The sequence below is a fragment of the Colwellia sp. 20A7 genome (genome assembly GCF_009832865.1).
GTDB lineage: Bacteria > Pseudomonadota > Gammaproteobacteria > Enterobacterales > Alteromonadaceae > Colwellia.
In genome coordinates this window covers 4,326,329-4,344,403 of sequence record NZ_CP047130.1, presented here as the reverse complement: position 1 = coordinate 4,344,403, position 18,075 = coordinate 4,326,329, and the positions used below count along the sequence as shown (strand labels likewise).

Here is an 18,075-nt window from a genome sequence, read left to right as displayed (position 1 = left end):
TAGCACCATCAAAAAATAACACTATAACCATGAGACAAAAAACATGAAATATACCAAAAAAAAATTACAATTATCCATCCTTAATAAAGCAATATTGAGTACCGCATTAGCGAGTACTATGGCGCTTTCCTCAGGCTATGTCTTTGCTGAAACTGATTTTTTAGGCCGTATTACTGATGCTAATAACAGTGTTTATTTTGAAGGTGCCTCAATAAAAATTGAAGAATTAAACTTAACCACGGTAAGTAAGCGTGATGGTTCATTCTATTTTTCTAACTTACCTGAGGGTCAGTATACTTTAGTGATTAATTATCTTGGTACACCAGAGATACGAAAAACACTAACGATAACGGCAGAACAAGCAGCAAGCCAAAATTATATTATCGGTGTAACTGATAGTAATGTAGATAATATGATTGTTTATGGTCAACGTGCTGGTCAAGCGGGGGCATTAAACCGTAAGAAAAATGCAAATCGCCAACTATCAGTTGTGAGCTCTGATGGCATAGGACAATTACCTGATCAAAATGCGGCTGAAGCATTACAACGTTTACCCGGTTTATCCATTCAGCGTGACCAAGGAGAAGGTCGTTTTGTTGCTATTCGAGGAATTGATCCTAATTTAAATAATGTCACTATTAATGGGTTAAATGTACCATCACCTGAAGCAGGTGTACGTAGTGTCGCTATGGATGTCATTCCTAGTGAATTAATTGCTAGCTTAGAAGTTAGCAAAACTGTAACACCAGACATGGATGCTAATGCTGTTGGTGGTTCAATTGAAGTAAAAAGTTTAAGCGCATTTGATCGTGAAGGTCAATATTATAGCTTAACAGCTCAAGGGTCATACAATGAGCAAGTCAGCGAGGCGAGTCCTAAACTTTCAGGAAGTTATTCAGATGTTTATCAACTTAATGATGGTATGCAGCTAGGTGTTGCTGGCGCATTATCATGGTTTAAACGTTCTTTTGGCTCGGAAAACAGTGAAACTGATGGTGGTTGGAATATCATTGAAGTTGAAGATATTAATGGTGAAGATATAGAGATATTTGGTGCTGAAGAAATAGAACAGCGTTCTTATACTATTGAGCGTGAACGTTTTGGTGCAGCATTAAATCTTGATTTATACGCCTCAGCCACAGACAAATATTACCTACGCAGCTTTTACAGTGAGTTTTCTGATGATGAATATCGATTACGTAAAGAATTTAAGTTTGATAAAGGGGTCTTGAACTCATACACAAGTAATTCTGCGCAATACAATAATGCGGAACTAGAACGAGACACTAAAGATCGATATGAAACGCAAGAAATTCTCTCAATGGTTGTTGGTGGTGAAAACCAACTAAATGACTGGTTAGTTGAGTATCAATTAGGTTATTCAAAATCGAGTGAAAATGAACCCGATAGAATGGATGTCACGTTTGTTGGTGAAGATATTGATTTGGGGTATACCAGTTCAAATGATAGTCCAGTATTAACACAATCCGCCAGTGCTCATGATTTAAATATTTTTGAAATGGATGAAGTTGTTTATGAAAATAACAACTCAGAAGATGAGGAAATAAGTTTAGGTTTAGATTTAACTAAAGACTTTGTTTGGCAAAATAATAACGGTGCTTTCAAATTTGGTAGTAAATATCGTAGTCGTGAAAAAGATAAAAGTGTTAGCTCAATACTTTACGATGGTGATTTTGGTGACGTAACGGCTGAAAATTTTAACAGTGGTACGGTCGATTATAGCCTAGGAGATTTTGGTCCAGGTCTTTCTCAACAGGGTATACAAGATTATGTTAAAGCGAATAGAAGTAGTTTTTCGTTAAATCAAACTGAGTCAGATATCGAAACACGTGCTAATTCATATACGAGTAGCGAAGATGTTTTGGCGTTATACGCTATGATGACTTTAGACATTGAAAAATGGCAAGTAGTGACAGGCCTACGTTATGAAAGTACGGATTTTGAAACGACAGGTAACCGTGTTGAATTAGTGGTTGATGACGTTAATAATACCGAAATACCAAATATTGAAACATGGAATGTGTCGAAAGATTATGACTACTTACTACCGAGTATTAACGTTAAGTACACTCTACGTGACAACTTAATCGCACGTTTTGCTTACACTCAGACTATTGCGCGTCCAACGTTCGGTGATTCAGCTGCATATCAATTAATTGAAACTGAAGTTAGTGAAGAAGATGGCGTAACGGAAACGGAACGTAAAGCTGAAGTAGGCAATCCTGATTTAGAACCTTATGAGTCACAAAATATTGATGCATCTATTGAATATTACCCAGAAAATATAGGGGTAATTTCTGCGGGTGTTTTTTACAAAGATATTGGTAACTTTATTGTATTAAGCGAAGTAGAAGACAATGGTAGTTGGGACGGTTTTACAGAAGTAATTCAGCCAATAAATGGTGGTGAAGCTTCATTAATTGGGCTTGAATTGGCATGGAACAAGAGCTTTGATTCAGGCCTTTTATTGGGTGCTAATGGCACACTTGTTGATGCTGACGATGCATTACCAAATCAGTCAGACGTTATCGGTAATTTTACGTTGGGTTATGAAAATAATAAAATTAGCACACGTTTAAGTACGAGTTACAAAAGTAAAACATTTCAATTCAATGAAAATGATGTTGCTGTCTATGAAGCCGCGCATACTCAAGTTGATTTTAGTAGTAAATATTACTTTTCTGATACCGTTCAGTTCTACTTCAATGCGTCGAACTTAACGGATGAACCAATGTATATCTACCATGGTGCGAAGCAATATAATTATCAATATGAGCAATATGGCCGTACGTTTGAATTGGGTATCACTATTTCATCGCTTTAATTGTAAAGCACTTTTAAAACACGTTTAAAATAAGAGTCATCCATAACAGCCTAGTATTAGTGCTCGGCTGTTATATTCTATAATTGAAAAGGTATTCACATGTTAAATAAAATTACTTATCTGGTGAGAAAAACGTGCACAATAAACGTAAAGCTTACTAGAGTATTAGCGGCAACAGTAATGACAGGTTCATTAATCGTAGGTTGCGCTGAAACAAGTATTAATGCCAATTTATCAGAAGCGAATGTACAAAATAATGGTGTTAAAGATAAGACGCGCGAAAATCAAAATATTTCGTTTTTAGCCTTTGGCGATGGTGGATATCATCATGATTATCCGAAAATTAAGCATATTAAAAACCCCAAAAATAAAGCAGAGTTTATTGCCAAAGAAAAAGAAGATTGGTTAGAAGACTACCGTCCGCTAGAAGAATTTGACCATGCACCCTTGTATGTTTATCCGAATACTGCAATAACAACTGAGCTTGGTGGTGCTTTAGCTGTGGGTAAAGCAATGACTGAAACCTGTAGCACTCGTGTGTGTGACTTTGCTATTCAGCTTGGTGATAATATTTACCCTGATGGTGCCGATGCTGATGATGGCAAAGATGATCAAAAGCGTATGAATGACCTTATCTTAAAGCCTTTACAGCCATTAATTGATGAAAACCCAGAAATAATAATTTATTCAGCTTTAGGTAATCATGATTGGAAAACATCACGTAAAGGTGTTGCGCTTCAAACTGAGTGGATGGCGAAACAGCCTAACTTCCATTTAGATGAAAAGGGCTATTATCAATACAAAATGGGCACGCCAGGTAATGATGTTGAGTTTTTTGTTTTAGATACCAATATGCTATTAGCTGCGAATCCTATTTTTGAAATTCCATTAAAGCCTGATGGCAGTGAAATGAGTGTTGCAGAAGCCAAAACTAAAGGATTAGGTGAATTTGATATCGCAGAGCCACATGAGAGCCCTGTTAACGGCGAAGATAAAATACAAGTTCAGTGGTTAAAAGAAGGGTTAGAAAAATCTACAGCTAAATGGAAAGTGGTTTATGGTCATCACATTCTTTGGTCAATTGGTGGCACAAAATATAGTGAAGGGCATGTTCTACGTGAACTACTTTTACCAACATTATGTAAAAATGCCGATGCATATATTGCAGGTCATGAGCATGACTTGGAGCTTTTAACAGATGATTGTTCAAAATATACGGATGAAAATACGGGTAAAACTATGGAGCCACTACCCTTAATTATTAGTGGTGCAGCTTCTAAAATGCGTGGTAAACATACCCCGTTTGCCGAGCAACAAGAAAAACGTTATCCCGAGTATGAATTATTATGGTCTAAAAGTTTTGTGTGGGGTTACGCGCATATTACGCTTGATAACGATGATGATAAGCTTAACGTTGATTTCTTCACAACGCCAATTGATGAATCAGGAAAAGTAATTAAAGAAGCGCACTTTAGCTTTAATCGTCGGTAAACATTTATTAAGCCGAGCTAAAGTTAATTTACATTGAGTAAGAATCAACGCAATAGATTTAATATTATATCTTTTATTAAAGGTTAGCCAATTTGAACTGACCTATTTTACCGTCACTTATTTGAAAATGATTAAGTTTATTATTATGCCTGTTTCATTACGTTTGTGATCTTGTTGTGCGCAGGGGGAAAATATCAGAGCAAGGTGCTTGATTGAGCTATAGCTATTATTTGAATTGAGAGCAACGGTGCTGTAGGGTATTTTAACTAGTACAAGTGGGCAATGCTTTACTGACATTGGTATTACTACACATCTATAAAAAGGGCTAACCAAATTAATTGGTTAGCTCTTTTTTATATTTTTAATATATAGCTAAATAATTACTTAGCTTGTTATTAAGAATCTTTATGAAGATGTACATCCATTTGAGGGAAAGGAATGTTCAATCCTTCAGCTGCGAATGTTTTATAAACTTTTTCATTTAAGTCGAAGTGTACACCCCAGTAATCTGGCGCATTAACCCATGCTCTTACCGCGAAGTTTACAGAGCTATCAGCTAGCGCTGAAACGGCAATAAATACTGCTGGGTCTTTTAATATACGTGAATCTTCATCACATAAACGCTTGATAACTTCTCGTGCTTTATCTAAGTCATCGCCGTAAGCAACGCCAATTGTCCAATCAACACGTCGTTTGGCTTCTGTTGAATAGTTAACCATTGATGATGTTGATAAACCGCCATTAGGGATAATGATAGTTTTGTTATCAGGTGTTTTCATGATGGTATTGAAAATTTGTATTTCAGCTACTGAACCCGTATAACCTTGCGCTTGTAGAACATCACCTACCTTGAATGGTTTGAAGATAAGAATCATCACACCACCAGCAAAGTTCTGTAATGTACCAGATAATGCCATACCCACTGCTAAACCAGCAGCACCAAGAATAGCAATAAATGAAGTCATTTCTATGCCTAACATACCTAGCACAGTTATAACTAACATTACTTTTAACAGGCCATTAACAATACCTGTTAAGAAAGGTATTAATGATGGATCAGTTTTGCTTTTGCTTAATGTGCTTTTAAAAGCACTGCCAATACCTTTTACTATCCATCCACCAATTATCCATACCGCGATAGCACCGAGTAATTTTGGACCGTAAAGTAAAGACATTTGCGTTATTTGTTCAATTATTTCTTCTGCATTCATAATTTTCATCCTGGTTTATTCGTAGTGTTTTAAAAGTGCAGCCAAGGCTCATTTATTTCACTTTTTTTAGCTTTCCTAATAAAATGCTGAGATATTAAGGTGATTAATAGTACACATTAAGCTCAACAATGTTGAATATACGATAAAAACCAAAATTATGCTTTAAAAATTGCACAATTATGTAAATAAAACGTTAATTTTTTGCTTTTAAGCGCTGAATAAGTAATTTTTTTTTATTGAAAGTGTTAAATGTGAAGATTACTAATAATCCTTTATTCGATGCTAGCATCTTCAAATAGAAGCGGTATACTTATATTTACATTGATAAAGCAAACTAAATTTACGAATGAAAATATTGTCGATTTTTTTATATATATTATTGTTTTCAAGTGTTTTTTCGGTTGCAGCTGAGCAACGTGATCTAGCAGGAAACGATTCTGTGGCTGAACATAACGCTTGGTTAAAGAATACATTTAGCGAGCAGCACGAGCAATTAATTCCAATTGTTGCGGTTGCAGACATGTTATATGCCTGTAATCAGGAACGTAAAATTGAGCCGGTTAAGTATAAGCTTAATGATCTCATTTTAAATATGGACAAAAATCGCTTAGCAGAAAAATTGATGCTTTGTCTTAATGAAGATAATATGCAGTCTGATACTGCCTTGAATTTTGGCCTTGTCGGTTGTTTTCATGAACAGTTAGCACACTTGCCAGATGTTGAACGCCAACAAAAAATGGTCTTAGTTGAAAAAACTATCGAATCTTTATCTCGAAGTGAACGTAAAAAAAGTTTTACTCAATGTGTTTCTGCGCAAGCAATTCATTATTTACAATAACGATTAATAGGATTAAACAGCCTAAGATTATTTCTTGAGCTTGCTTTAACGTAGTCATAAATTGTAACAAATGGCCTGAAACATTTACCAATCGTTCTTTTTAATTTGTTGCTATATCGCTTATAGTCATTTTAATAGAAAGCAAATATTTTTGTGAGAATAAAATGCCCCAAGAAACCCAAAAAATTTTAGTGGTCGATGATGATATGCGCTTACGCTCATTATTGGAACGTTATCTAGTTGAACAGGGCTATGTTGTTCGTAGTGCTGCCAATTCAGAGCAAATGGATAGATTACTTGAGAGAGAAAATTTTCATCTGTTAGTCTTAGATTTAATGCTGCCAGGCGAAGATGGCCTATCAATTTGTCGTCGTTTACGTCAACAGAATAACAATATCCCTATTGTAATGCTTACGGCAAAAGGTGATGAAGTTGATCGAATTATCGGTTTAGAAATTGGTGCTGATGATTATATGCCTAAGCCTTTTAATCCGAGAGAGCTTTTAGCCAGAATAAAAGCAGTATTGCGTCGTAGAATACAAGAAGCACCAGGGGCTCCTTCTATGGCAGAAAATAATATTTTTTTTGGTGACTATGAACTCAATTTGGCTACTCGCGAAATGGTAAAAGGCGATGTTAGCATGCCATTAACAAGTGGTGAATTTGCTGTATTGAAAGCTTTGGTAACTCATCCAAGAGAACCATTATCTCGTGATAAATTAATGAATTTAGCACGTGGGCGTGATTATTCAGCACTTGAACGTAGTATTGATGTGCAAGTATCACGTTTACGCCGTATGTTAGAGCAAGATCCTGCTAAACCTAGATATTTACAAACTGTTTGGGGTTTAGGTTATGTTTTTGTCCCCGATGGTACGTCAGCTTAGTTTTTATAGCCACGTACTAAAGGTTAGTTGTTGTAAGTGAGGTTTTAGTTGCGCATTGAAGGTTTTTCATGAAGGTATTGCCCCGTAGCGCTTTTGGCCAAACTGTTTTATTAATTGGTTTTTTACTATTTATAAACCAAGTTGTTTCTTATATTTCTTTTGCCTTATATGTAATAGAGCCTAATCAACAGCAAATAAATCAGTTATTAGCAAAGCAAATTCGGGTTGTGTTTATTGATCTGAACGATGCGAGCTTAAGCCCTAAAATGGCCGAAGCCTTTCACCATGAAACGGGAATAGGGGTTTATCGAGAGGAAGATGCGTTAAGGTTAGGTTTGGCATCTGCAGGCTACTACCCTTATCGTAGTGAGCAAATGTCAGAATTACTCGGTGGCCCTGCTGAAGTAAGAATTTCCCAAGGGGACGAATATCTATTTTGGATTCGTCCACCTCAAGCTCCTAATTTATGGGTTAAAATTCCATTAATGGGCTTAGAAGAAGCTAATTTCTCACCACTGATCTTTTTTCTTGGCATTATAGGTGTACTCAGTGTTGCAGGCGGTTGGGTATTTGTAAGGCAGCTCAATAGACCTTTGAAGTCATTACAAAGAGCGGCTGTAGAAGTGGGTCGAGGTAATTTTCCTGAGCCATTAACGGAGCATGGTACCTCAGAAATTATGGCTGTAACTCAAGCTTTTAATCATATGTCTAAAGGTATTAAGCATTTAGAGAATGATCGTAATTTATTAATGGCAGGTATTTCTCATGACTTACGTACACCGTTAACTCGAATTCGTTTGGCGACAGAAATGATGTCGGAGCTTGATGACTTCCTTAAAGAAGGAATTGAAAACGATATTGATGATATGAATAATATTATCGATCAATTTATTGATTATCTTCGTAATGGTTCCAAAGACCAGGCGGAGTTAGGTGATTTAAACCTTTTAGTAGCAGAAGTACTCAATGTTGAAACACCGGCTGATCGACATATTGTTTTTACTGCCAATGATTGTCCCGAAATACCCTTGCGTTATGTCGCTATTAAACGTGCTTTAGCAAATTTAGTTCAAAATGCACTGCGCTATACCCAAGGTGATATTGAAGTTATTACAGGACACGATAAAAATTATGCGTATTTTATTGTCAGTGATGAAGGCGAGGGAATTCCAGATAGTGATATTGATCGCTTATTTCAGCCATTTACGCAAGGGGATAAAGCCCGAGGTACTGAAGGAAGTGGTTTGGGTTTAGCAATTATCAAACGGATAGTTGATTCTCACGGCGGAAGCGTTGAATTATCAAATAAAGAGGCGGGTGGGCTACAAGCGAAAGTTTATTTACCGCTGAAGTCCTAAGCTATCTTCTCTTTACACCAATTTGATTAGATGTCTAACTAACACAGAGCCATGCTTGATGTTTAATAACAAAGCTAATTTCTTAGGTTTAGTCACACTATAAAAATATATTTTTATAGTGTTTTTTAATTAAAAAAGCCGCTAACAGTGACTGTTAGCGGCTTTTTATTTTATTATTTTATATTGTGATTACAGTTGAGGTCCAGCAGCAACAAGTGCTTTACCATTATCAGTATCAGTAAACTTATTAAAGTTATTCACAAAACGTTCTGCTAAGTCAGTCGCTTTCTTCTGCCACTCAGCGGTATCTTGGTAAGTGTTTCTTGGGTCAAGAATATCACCTTCAACACCTGCAACAACATTAGGTACTTCTAAGTTGAACATTGGTATCACTGTTGTTTCAGCTTCATCAATTGACCCATCTAAAATAGCATCAATAATTGCACGAGTTGCTTTAATTGAAATACGTTTACCCGTACCGTTCCAGCCAGTATTCACTAAATAAGCTTCTGCGCCAACTGCTTCCATACGTTTATGTAATACTTCAGCGTATTGGGTCGGGTGTAAGCTTAAGAAAGCCGCACCAAAACAACTAGAGAAAGTAGGTGTTGGCTCGGTAATGCCTCGTTCTGTACCTGCTAATTTAGCAGTAAAACCAGACAAGAAGTAATATTCAGTTTGCTCTGGAGTTAATTTAGCTACGGGTGGTAAAACACCGAAAGCATCCGCTGTTAAGAAGATTACTTTCTTAGCGTGTCCTGCACGTGACACTGGTTTTACAATGTTATCAATGTGATGAATTGGATAAGACACACGTGTATTTTCAGTTTTTGAGTTATCGTCAAAATCAATGTTACCTTCGTTATCAACGGTAACATTCTCTAATAACGCATCACGACGAATAGCATTATAAATATCAGGTTCATTTTCTTTACTAAGGTTGATTGTTTTCGCATAACAGCCACCTTCAAAGTTAAATACACCATTATCATCCCAGCCATGTTCATCATCACCAATTAATTGGCGCTTAGGATCTGTTGACAGTGTCGTTTTACCTGTACCAGATAAACCAAAGAAAATTGCAGTATCACCATCTTTACCAACGTTAGCACTACAGTGCATAGACGCAATACCTTGCAATGGAAGGTAATAGTTCATCATTGAGAACATACCTTTTTTCATTTCGCCGCCGTACCATGTACCACCAATTAACTGTACTTTTTCAGTTAAATTGAAAGCAACAAAATTTTCAGAATTTAGACCTTGAGCTTCCCAGTTAGGGTTAGTTGCTTTAGCACCGTTCATTACAACAAAATCAGGTTCATAGGTTTTAAGTTCTTCGTCACTTGGGCGAATAAACATATTTTTTACAAAATGTGCCTGCCAAGCTACTTCTGTGATAAAACGAACTTTCAGACGAGTGTTATCATTTGCACCACAATAAGTATCAACAACAAATAATCGTTTACCAGAAAGCTGTGTAGTAACCAAACCTTTAAGTTCAGCCCATGTTTCTTGACTCATTGCTTTGTTGTCATTTTTACCTTGATCAGACCACCAAACAGTATCGCGAGTTACATCATCACGAACAATGTACTTATCTTTAGGTGAACGACCCGTAAAAATACCTGTATCAACATTGACAGCGCCAAGCTCTGTGACTACGCCTTTATCAAAGCCTTCGAGGCCTGCTTTGGTTTCTTCACTAAAAAGCAACTCATAAGATGGATTGTAAACAATTTCTGCAACATTATTAATGCCGTATTGCGACAAATCAATTGAGTTATTTTGGGCGGTCATAGCGACTTTACTCCTAAGGTATGACGAATTTTAAGTTGTGGTTTAGTTTGAACTGGTTAGTATTTATTACTGTGTAATAGGGTATAAAAGTTTTCATCTAGCTAATAATCCGACATTCTATTTGATAAATACTCAAAACGAAAGTAAAAAATAACCTAAGATGAAAGTTTTCAGTATAAGCGACATGAATGGTGGGATTGGCTAGCTAAATATTGTTTGTAAGTTTACAACATTAATGCCAATAAGGGCTGTAGGAGGGTGGAGAACGACACCATTTAAGTAATAATTATCCAAAATGGTATCGATAAAGAAAATTGGCGTTACAATTGAAAGTTAGTAACTAATAGCTATCTTTCGAAATGAAACTTTTTAATTGTTCATTAAAAAAGTCGTATGTAGTCAAACAATAGTCACAGGTCATCGAAATTTTGCCCTGTTCCGCTAATATTGCTTCAATTTCATCTCCTTCAATTTGTGCAATAGCGCTAAAACATTTTTCACTTGAACAACCACATTGATAACTTACTGTTTGGGGATCAAATAAACTAACCTTCTCTTGATGGTATAAACGGTAGAGCAGTGCTTCAGCCTCTAAAGAAAATATCTCATCCGCTTTAATCGTATTCGTTAACTGCGCTAAATGTTGAAAATCTTCTTGTTGCTGTTCCTTATTTTCGATGCTGCCATCACCGTCAGGTAATAATTGAACTAAACTACCAGCAACTTGTTGTTTCTCATCATCGCTAAATAACCATACTTGGGTTGGTATTTGAGCTGAAACTTCAAAGTATTGAGAAAAACATTGTGCAAGTGTCGGCTGATCTAGGGCAACAATTCCTTGATAAGCTTCACCGTTTTTAGGCTTGACGGTAATGATCATATTGCCTTTACCTATAAGCTCTTTTAAAGAATGTGCATTATTGGCTTTTTCTGTTTCTACAACTTTGGCAATGCCGCGTAATTTTTGATTATTATCACCATTAACAGACATATAACCGACCGGACCATCTCCTTGTAATTGTACGGTGATTTCCCCTTCAAATTTTAAGGTAGCCGTCAGTAGGCAAGTGGCAGCTAGCAGTTCACCTAATAATAAGCGTACACCCAGAGGATAATTATGGTTATTAATAATTGATTGATAACTTTTACTTAATTGCACTAATTCGCCACGAACATGTCTATCGTTAAATAAGTAGCGGTTTAGTACGTCGGTTTTACTGATGTCGTTTGTAGACATAGTGATTATATCCTTTCTTTAAATTCTCGTAGTTTTCGGCGTTGTTTTTTATCGGGTTTAGTATCACTTGCAGGGCTAAGTAAAATGCCTTGTTGGCGAGCTAAGCTATTCTTTTTTCTTATTTCAATACTTTTAGCCGTTTCTTTAAATAAGGTTTGAGCAAAAGTAGCATCGCGTCGTTTATCGGCTAATGCGATAACTTCAACTTCCTTTTCATCAAAACCTTGTCGTACTTTAATAAAATCACCAATGGCTACAGCTTTACTTGATTTGGCTCGTTGTCCATTATAAAAGACCTTACCACCATCTATCATTTGCTTTGCTATTGCACGAGTCTTATAAAAACGGGCAGCCCAGAGCCATTTATCTAGCCTAGCTGATGTAAACTCAGTGTTTTTTATCATTGTCATATAATTAAAAATCCATCACGTTAACAGTTCTCATATAACTATTAGCTTTTAATTATAGTATGGGCTTTGGCAGAGTAATCAAGGATAAATATTAGAGAGCTTTATTAACTTTGTTTAATGTCAATAAAGTTGAACTATTCTTCATTGCTGTTGCCATATGAAGACTGTTTAATTTGTGTCGTTACTATAAAATATGTGTGTGTAATTTTAGATATTTATTTAGCAGAAAAATAGCATATTCACGTATAAACTTCGCACTCTTTTGTGTTTTTTTGTAAATATTAGTTAAAAACGACTGACATCGCTTGTTGGTGGGCTAATGGTCAAGTATTATCGGTAGCCTTATATTGTAATTGCACATATTTTACATTTTAAGTGAGAGAATCACTTTTAATGATGAAGTAAAAAAGAAGTTTAAAATATCAATGACTTTAACTAACAACTTTACATCACTCTCGGCTGCGTTAGCAAAATTACCACAACGAACTATTGCACAAGCGATGAGTGTGTTGTTGTTAATTTATATCGCTTTTATCTTGGCCAAGATCACCTGGATGATAATGCCAACGGCGGGACAAAGCATTGGTAATAAAAATGCAGGTAATCTCAGTGCCGCTCAACGACAAGCACAAAATCAATTACAAGGTAATAAGGTTGATTTATCGCAATTACAATCGTTGCATTTGTTTGGCGAGTATAATCAAGTAGCCAAAACACAAACGATAGAAGAAATCACCTCAGCACCTGAAACGCGTTTACAACTGACCTTATCAGGTTTAGTGGCCAGTGATAATATGGCGATTGCGGCTGCGGTTATTGAACATAATAAAAAGCAAGCGACCTACGGTATTGATGACATTATTGAAGGTACGCGGGCAACGCTTGAAAAAGTATTAATTGACCGGGTTATCATTAAGCAGTCAGGACGTTTAGAAACCTTGATGCTTGATGGCGCTGACTATAATCAACCGGCGCAAAGTGTGTCGCATAAAAAAGCGCACAATGCGAATGCCGCTGAGCGAAGTGGCCCGAAAGTCGCTCCTGAAAAGGGCACGGTCATTGACCAACGCAAGAATGATAATTTAAAACAAGCAGCACAACAGTTACGTAATGATTTAAACAACAATCCAGGAAAAATAACCGATTACCTTCGCATTACACCGGCCCGTAAAAACGGTCAGATTTCGGGGTATCGTTTATCACCGGGTAAAAGTCCTGAGTTTTTTGCCTTATCGGGTTTAAAGTCAGGCGATGTAGCAACACAAATGAATGGGCATGATTTATTGGTGCCTTTAGAGGCAGCACAAGCGATGTCAGCCTTAAAAACAGCACAAAACATTTCATTGTTAGTTGAGCGAAACAACGAGCTAATTGAAATAATGTTTAGTATTGAATAACAACCTATTTTAGCATTAACGTTTGCATTTATCTTGAGTGTGAGCCTTTAGTATTAACCTTTGGTATTCATCGTGGATAGCAAAGAAGCAATAAGGAATTTTTCATGGGCACAACCTTAAACGCCATTGTGGTTAAGCCATTACGCCACAAGTTTAAGCAACTTCAATCATTGAGTTTGGTTTTAGTGACAGCATTGAGCTTTAGCGGTATTTTTGCGGTGGGACAAGCGAGCGCTGCGGAGTATTCGCCAAGCTTTAAAGACACAGAAATTGTCGAGTTTGTCACTATTGTGGGTAAAAACTTGAAAAAGACCATGATTGTTGACCCGAACGTGCGCGGTAAAATTAATGTGCGCAGTTATGACTTGTTATCGGAAGAGCAATATTATCAGTTTTTCTTAAACGTGTTAGCGGTGTATGGGTTTGCGGCGATTGAGCGTGAAAACAACATTGTAAAAATCATTCGTAATAAAGATGCTAAAACCTCAGCTATTCCGGTAGTTGACAGCGGCGGCAGTATTGTTGGCGATGAAATGGTGACACGCATTGTTGAAGTAAAGAATGTCACGGTACGTGAGCTTGTGCCGTTATTGCGTCAACTGTCTGACCAAGCAGGTGGCGGTAACGTCACAAACTATGACCCAGCTAACGTCATTATGTTAACGGGTACAGCGGCGACGGTTAATCGTTTAGTGAACATCATTGAACGTGTTGATAGAGCGGGTGACCAAGACGTAGAAATTATTAAATTACAATATGCATCAGCAGGTGAGATGGTGCGTATTATTGAAGCGATGAATAAGCCAAGTGCCGGTAAAACAGCGCAAGCAACCTTCTTAATTCCGACCATTGTTGCCGATGACCGCAGTAACAGCGTTATTGTTAGTGGTGAAGTAAAAGCACGTGAGCGCGTTGTGCGTTTAGTGAAGCGACTTGATAGCGAATTAGAGAGCAACGGCAATACCCGTGTTTACTACTTAAAATACTCAAAAGCTGAAGATTTAGTCAAAGTGCTTAGCGGTGTTAGTAAAACTATATCTTCTGAAGCACAAGCGTCAAGAGCCGGTGGTAAAACAAATGGACAAAACGAAACCAGTATCGAAGCCCATGAAGCAACCAATACCGTTGTTATCACCGGACAACCTGAGATGTTACGTTCATTAGAAGGCGTTATTCGCCAATTAGACGTACCAAGAGCACAAGTTCATATTGAAGCCATTATTGTTGAAGTCTATGAAAGCGATGGCGCACAACTAGGTGTGCAATGGTACAGTGAAGCGGGTGGTTTTACTCAGTTCACTAACGGCGTAGCGCCTGTTTCAAGTATTGCCGCGGGTGTTAAAGCTGCGGACAGTATTGATGGTGATACCGTTCCTGCGGTGTACTCTTCTGAAACGGGTGAGAAAATTTCAGATGAATATACACTCAATGATACCGACGGTGATTACACTTTATTAGCGCAGCTATTGGGTACTGTTAGTGGCGGTATGTTTGGTATTATGAAAAATGACTGGGGCGCGATTGTACAAGCAGTTAGCTCAGACACTAACTCTAATATTCTAGCAACCCCTAGCATTACCACCATGGATAATGAAGAAGCATACTTCTTAGTAGGCCAAGAAATCCCAGTGATTACAGGCTCTCAAACGGGTAGTAATAACGGTAATCCTTTTCAAACGGTTGAACGTCAAGAAGTGGGAATTAAATTATTAGTGACGCCACAAATTAACGAAGGTAACAGCGTACAGCTTACCATTGAGCAAGAAGTCTCTTCGGTGAGTGGCGCAACGGGTGTCGATATTTCAATTAACAAACGTGAAATCAAAACCACCGTGATGGTAGAAAGTGGTCAAACGGTTATCTTAGGTGGCTTGATTGATGAAGATGTACAAGAAAGCGTGCAAAAAGTACCGTTACTTGGTGACATCCCGATTATTGGTCACTTATTTAAGTCAACAAGCAGTAGCACGCGTAAGCGTAACTTGATGGTATTTCTTAAGCCGCAAATCATTACTGATTCAGCAATGATGCACAGTATGGCGAAAGAGAAATATAACTTTATTCGCGCAGACCAATTACGCAAGCAAGAAGAAGGTTTATCGTTAATGGACGATGATAACCTACCTCTTTTGCCGCAGTGGAGTGATGAATTAACGTTACCACCATCGTTTGAAGCGTATCAAGAATCAGTACAAGACGATAAGCGTCTTAAAGAATACTCAATAAAAGACGATTTGCCGGTCAATGATGTTAAAGAGAATGATGAATAATGTCTGACGATGTAATAAAAGACAGCGGAGCAAGCAAAAGCAACACGGTCACTACAATCGATGAGCAAAGCGCAACAGCGCTTGGTGAGTCGGTTGATTTGGACCATGCGGCCATTGCAGATAATGTTGACAGCTTAGTGGAGAGTTTAGTCAGTAATACCTCAGGCAGTACAACTGAGGCGAGCGCTGATAACAACGCTAACAACGCAGCAGATAACCTAAGCGACAGTGAGCGTGAAGCGTTAACTGAAATCAGTGAAGAAACCGCTATCGCGTGGCGTTTACCGTTTGCCTTTGCGAAACGTTTTGGCGTATTGCTCGCTAAAGAAGATGAGCACTATGTGCTGCATTGCTTGGCCAATATCAGCGTTGATACCATTGTTGAAGTGCGCCGTATTATTAAAGCGCCCTTTAGCTTTCGAGTACAAGAAGTTGCCGCCTTTGAGTTATTACTCACGCAAGCGTATCAACGTGATTCATCAGAAGCGCAGCAGATGATGGAAGATATTGGTAACGAAGTTGATTTATACTCCCTTGCTGATGAGATGACCGAAAGCGAAGATTTACTCGAAAATGAAGATGACGCGCCAATCATCAAACTCATTAATGCGATGCTCAGTGAGGCCATTAAAGAAGGTGCCAGTGATATTCACATTGAAACCTTTGAAAATGCCCTGCAAATACGTTTTCGTGTTGATGGTGTGTTACGTGAAGTATTAAAACCGAATCGTAAACTTGCCTCATTGCTTGTTTCACGTATTAAGGTCATGGCGAAGCTTGATATCGCTGAAAAACGTATCCCACAAGATGGTCGTATTTCATTGCGTATTGGTGGTCGTGCAGTTGATGTACGTGTATCGACCATGCCAACCGGTCATGGTGAGCGCGTAGTATTACGTTTACTTGATAAAAACGCTGCGCGATTAGATTTACAAGATTTAGGCATGACTGATGCTAATCGTCACGCCTTTGGTCAGCTAATTGAAAAACCGCACGGTATTATCCTTGTTACTGGGCCAACGGGCTCGGGTAAAAGTACGACCTTGTATGCGGGATTAACACAAATCGATGAGCGTGAACGTAATATTCTAACCGTCGAAGACCCAATCGAATTTGCGATTGAAGGCATTGGACAAACCCAAGTGAACACCAAGGTCGACATGACCTTCGCCAGAGGCTTACGTGCTATTTTACGTCAAGACCCGGATGTTGTGATGGTGGGTGAGATTCGCGATTTAGAAACAGCACAAATAGGCGTGCAAGCCAGTTTAACTGGTCATTTAGTCTTATCGACCTTGCATACCAATACGGCTGCTGGGGCAATAACGCGAATGGAAGACATGGGTGTTGAGCCGTTCTTATTATCGTCGAGTTTATTGGGCGTACTGGCGCAGCGCTTAGTAAGAACCTTGTGTCCACATTGTAGAGAAAGTCATTTACCCAGTGCAGAAGAGTGCACGTTACTGAATTTACCGAGCGACAATCAACAAGTGATTTACCACCCGAAAGGTTGCAAGGAATGTAACTTTAAAGGTTATCGTGGTAGAACCGGTATTCATGAATTATTAGTGGTTGATGACACTGTCCGTGAGCTGATTCATAACGGGCATGGTGAGCAAGGCATAGAGAAATATATACGCACCAACACCGCGTCAATTAGACGTGATGGCTTTGATAAAGTCATGTTGGGGCAAACAACGCTTGAAGAAGTATTGCGCGTTACCCGAGAAGATTAATGGCTAAGATCCTAAAGTAAAGTTGGATTCGGCAATTATTAGATTAACGAAATTAGTTTAATTAGATAGGTGGTTAGGAAAATAATGGTTAATAATAAATTAAAAAACACGTACAAAAAATCACAAGGTTTTACCCTGTTAGAAGTTATGGTTGTTATTGTGATTATCGGCATGATGCTAAGTGTTGTTGTGCCAAATTTAATGGGCAGCCAAGATACTGCTAAATTACAAAAAGCAGTACAAGATGTTACCGCATTAGAGAACTCATTGAGTATGTACAAGTTAGATAATTACGATTATCCAAGTACAGAACAAGGGTTAGAAGCATTAACAGATCAAACTGACATCGAGCCTATCCCACGTCGTTTTCCTGATGGAGGGTATGTAAAACGTCTTCCTAAAGATCCGTGGGGCAATGAATACTTTTTATTGAATCCAGGTGAGCAAGGAAAAATGGATGTATTTACTGCAGGACCAGACGGGGAAGTTGGGACTGAAGACGATATCGGCAATTGGAATCTAGGCGACTATCAATAAATAATTTTATTTTTGATATTTTAGCCCAACTTATTTTCCGAACTGAAGCACTGTAGGA

13 protein-coding genes are annotated in these 18,075 nt (G+C 37.9%); 9 read left to right on the top strand and 4 right to left on the bottom strand.

The genetic code is table 11. From position 1 onward, the window contains the following. Positions 1-43: 43 nt before the first annotated feature. The gene (locus GQS55_RS18740; RefSeq protein WP_442872165.1) at positions 44-2,845 is read left to right on the top strand and encodes a TonB-dependent receptor; all 2,802 of its coding nucleotides are present in this window, start codon (positions 44-46) and stop codon (positions 2,843-2,845) included. 99 nt (positions 2,846-2,944) lie between these two features. After that, positions 2,945-4,336, top strand: coding sequence for a metallophosphoesterase (locus tag GQS55_RS18735; RefSeq protein WP_159822060.1), 1,392 nt, complete (start codon positions 2,945-2,947; stop codon positions 4,334-4,336). Positions 4,337-4,731: 395 nt separating this feature from the next. On the opposite strand, the gene GQS55_RS18730 is transcribed toward GQS55_RS18735, so the two are convergent. After that, positions 4,732-5,547, bottom strand: coding sequence for a mechanosensitive ion channel family protein (locus tag GQS55_RS18730; protein ID WP_159822058.1), 816 nt, complete (start codon positions 5,545-5,547; stop codon positions 4,732-4,734). A gap of 346 nt (positions 5,548-5,893) precedes the next feature. On the opposite strand from GQS55_RS18730, the gene GQS55_RS18725 reads away from it, so the two are divergent. From GQS55_RS18725 to envZ, 3 genes are all read left to right on the top strand, one after another. After that, positions 5,894-6,385: a hypothetical protein gene (locus GQS55_RS18725; protein ID WP_442872164.1), complete on the top strand. Its 492-nt coding sequence runs from the start codon at positions 5,894-5,896 to the stop codon at positions 6,383-6,385. Positions 6,386-6,549: 164 nt separating this feature from the next. Beyond that, positions 6,550-7,272, top strand: coding sequence for an osmolarity response regulator transcription factor OmpR (ompR, locus tag GQS55_RS18720; RefSeq protein ID WP_159822054.1), 723 nt, complete (start codon positions 6,550-6,552; stop codon positions 7,270-7,272). Between the two features lie 68 nt (positions 7,273-7,340). Further along, the gene (gene envZ, locus GQS55_RS18715) at positions 7,341-8,630 is read left to right on the top strand and encodes a two-component system sensor histidine kinase EnvZ (protein ID WP_159822052.1); all 1,290 of its coding nucleotides are present in this window, start codon (positions 7,341-7,343) and stop codon (positions 8,628-8,630) included. Between the two features lie 189 nt (positions 8,631-8,819). Here envZ and pckA read toward each other — a convergent pair whose 3' ends face one another. From pckA to GQS55_RS18700, 3 genes are all read right to left on the bottom strand, one after another. Next, entirely contained in the window at positions 8,820-10,430 is a 1,611-nt protein-coding gene (gene pckA / locus GQS55_RS18710) for a phosphoenolpyruvate carboxykinase (ATP) (RefSeq protein WP_159822050.1), read from the bottom strand. 340 nt (positions 10,431-10,770) lie between these two features. After that, positions 10,771-11,652 carry an Hsp33 family molecular chaperone HslO gene (gene hslO / locus GQS55_RS18705; protein WP_159823019.1) on the bottom strand — a complete coding sequence of 294 codons (882 nt, stop codon included), beginning with the start codon at positions 11,650-11,652 and terminating at the stop codon, positions 10,771-10,773. 20 nt (positions 11,653-11,672) lie between these two features. Beyond that, positions 11,673-12,071 (bottom strand): S4 domain-containing protein, encoded by a 399-nt coding sequence (locus GQS55_RS18700; RefSeq protein ID WP_159823017.1) that lies wholly within the window; start codon positions 12,069-12,071, stop codon positions 11,673-11,675. A 431-nt stretch (positions 12,072-12,502) separates the two neighbouring features. Here GQS55_RS18700 and gspC point away from each other — a divergent pair, with 431 nt between their 5' ends. From gspC to gspG, 4 genes are all read left to right on the top strand, one after another. Then, positions 12,503-13,474, top strand: coding sequence for a type II secretion system protein GspC (gene gspC, locus GQS55_RS18695; protein ID WP_159822048.1), 972 nt, complete (start codon positions 12,503-12,505; stop codon positions 13,472-13,474). Between the two features lie 104 nt (positions 13,475-13,578). Beyond that, on the top strand, positions 13,579-15,744 hold the full coding sequence (gene gspD, locus GQS55_RS18690; RefSeq protein WP_159822046.1) for a type II secretion system secretin GspD: 2,166 nt from the start codon (positions 13,579-13,581) through the stop codon (positions 15,742-15,744). Then, positions 15,744-17,480 carry a type II secretion system ATPase GspE gene (gspE, locus tag GQS55_RS18685; protein WP_442872163.1) on the top strand — a complete coding sequence of 579 codons (1,737 nt, stop codon included), beginning with the start codon at positions 15,744-15,746 and terminating at the stop codon, positions 17,478-17,480. Before gspD ends, gspE begins: the two co-directional genes overlap by 1 nt. Before the next feature lie 84 nt (positions 17,481-17,564). Continuing rightward, positions 17,565-18,017 carry a type II secretion system major pseudopilin GspG gene (gene gspG / locus GQS55_RS18680; protein ID WP_159822044.1) on the top strand — a complete coding sequence of 151 codons (453 nt, stop codon included), beginning with the start codon at positions 17,565-17,567 and terminating at the stop codon, positions 18,015-18,017. The last annotated feature ends 58 nt before the right edge of the window (positions 18,018-18,075 follow it).

Excerpts from the sequence above, each read along its gene's own strand:
- GQS55_RS18740 (WP_442872165.1), top strand. The coding sequence starts at position 44 with ATGAAATATACCAAAAAAAAATTACAATTATCCATCCTTAATAAAGCA.
- GQS55_RS18735 (WP_159822060.1), top strand. The coding sequence starts at position 2,945 with ATGTTAAATAAAATTACTTATCTGGTGAGAAAAACGTGCACAATAAAC.
- GQS55_RS18730 (WP_159822058.1), bottom strand. The coding sequence starts at position 5,547 with ATGAATGCAGAAGAAATAATTGAACAAATAACGCAAATGTCTTTACTT.
- GQS55_RS18725 (WP_442872164.1), top strand. The coding sequence starts at position 5,894 with ATGAAAATATTGTCGATTTTTTTATATATATTATTGTTTTCAAGTGTT.
- ompR (WP_159822054.1), top strand. The coding sequence starts at position 6,550 with ATGCCCCAAGAAACCCAAAAAATTTTAGTGGTCGATGATGATATGCGC.
- envZ (WP_159822052.1), top strand. The coding sequence starts at position 7,341 with ATGAAGGTATTGCCCCGTAGCGCTTTTGGCCAAACTGTTTTATTAATT.
- pckA (WP_159822050.1), bottom strand. The coding sequence starts at position 10,430 with ATGACCGCCCAAAATAACTCAATTGATTTGTCGCAATACGGCATTAAT.
- GQS55_RS18700 (WP_159823017.1), bottom strand. The coding sequence starts at position 12,071 with ATGATAAAAAACACTGAGTTTACATCAGCTAGGCTAGATAAATGGCTC.
- gspC (WP_159822048.1), top strand. The coding sequence starts at position 12,503 with ATGACTTTAACTAACAACTTTACATCACTCTCGGCTGCGTTAGCAAAA.
- gspD (WP_159822046.1), top strand. The coding sequence starts at position 13,579 with ATGGGCACAACCTTAAACGCCATTGTGGTTAAGCCATTACGCCACAAG.
- gspE (WP_442872163.1), top strand. The coding sequence starts at position 15,744 with ATGTCTGACGATGTAATAAAAGACAGCGGAGCAAGCAAAAGCAACACG.
- gspG (WP_159822044.1), top strand. The coding sequence starts at position 17,565 with ATGGTTAATAATAAATTAAAAAACACGTACAAAAAATCACAAGGTTTT.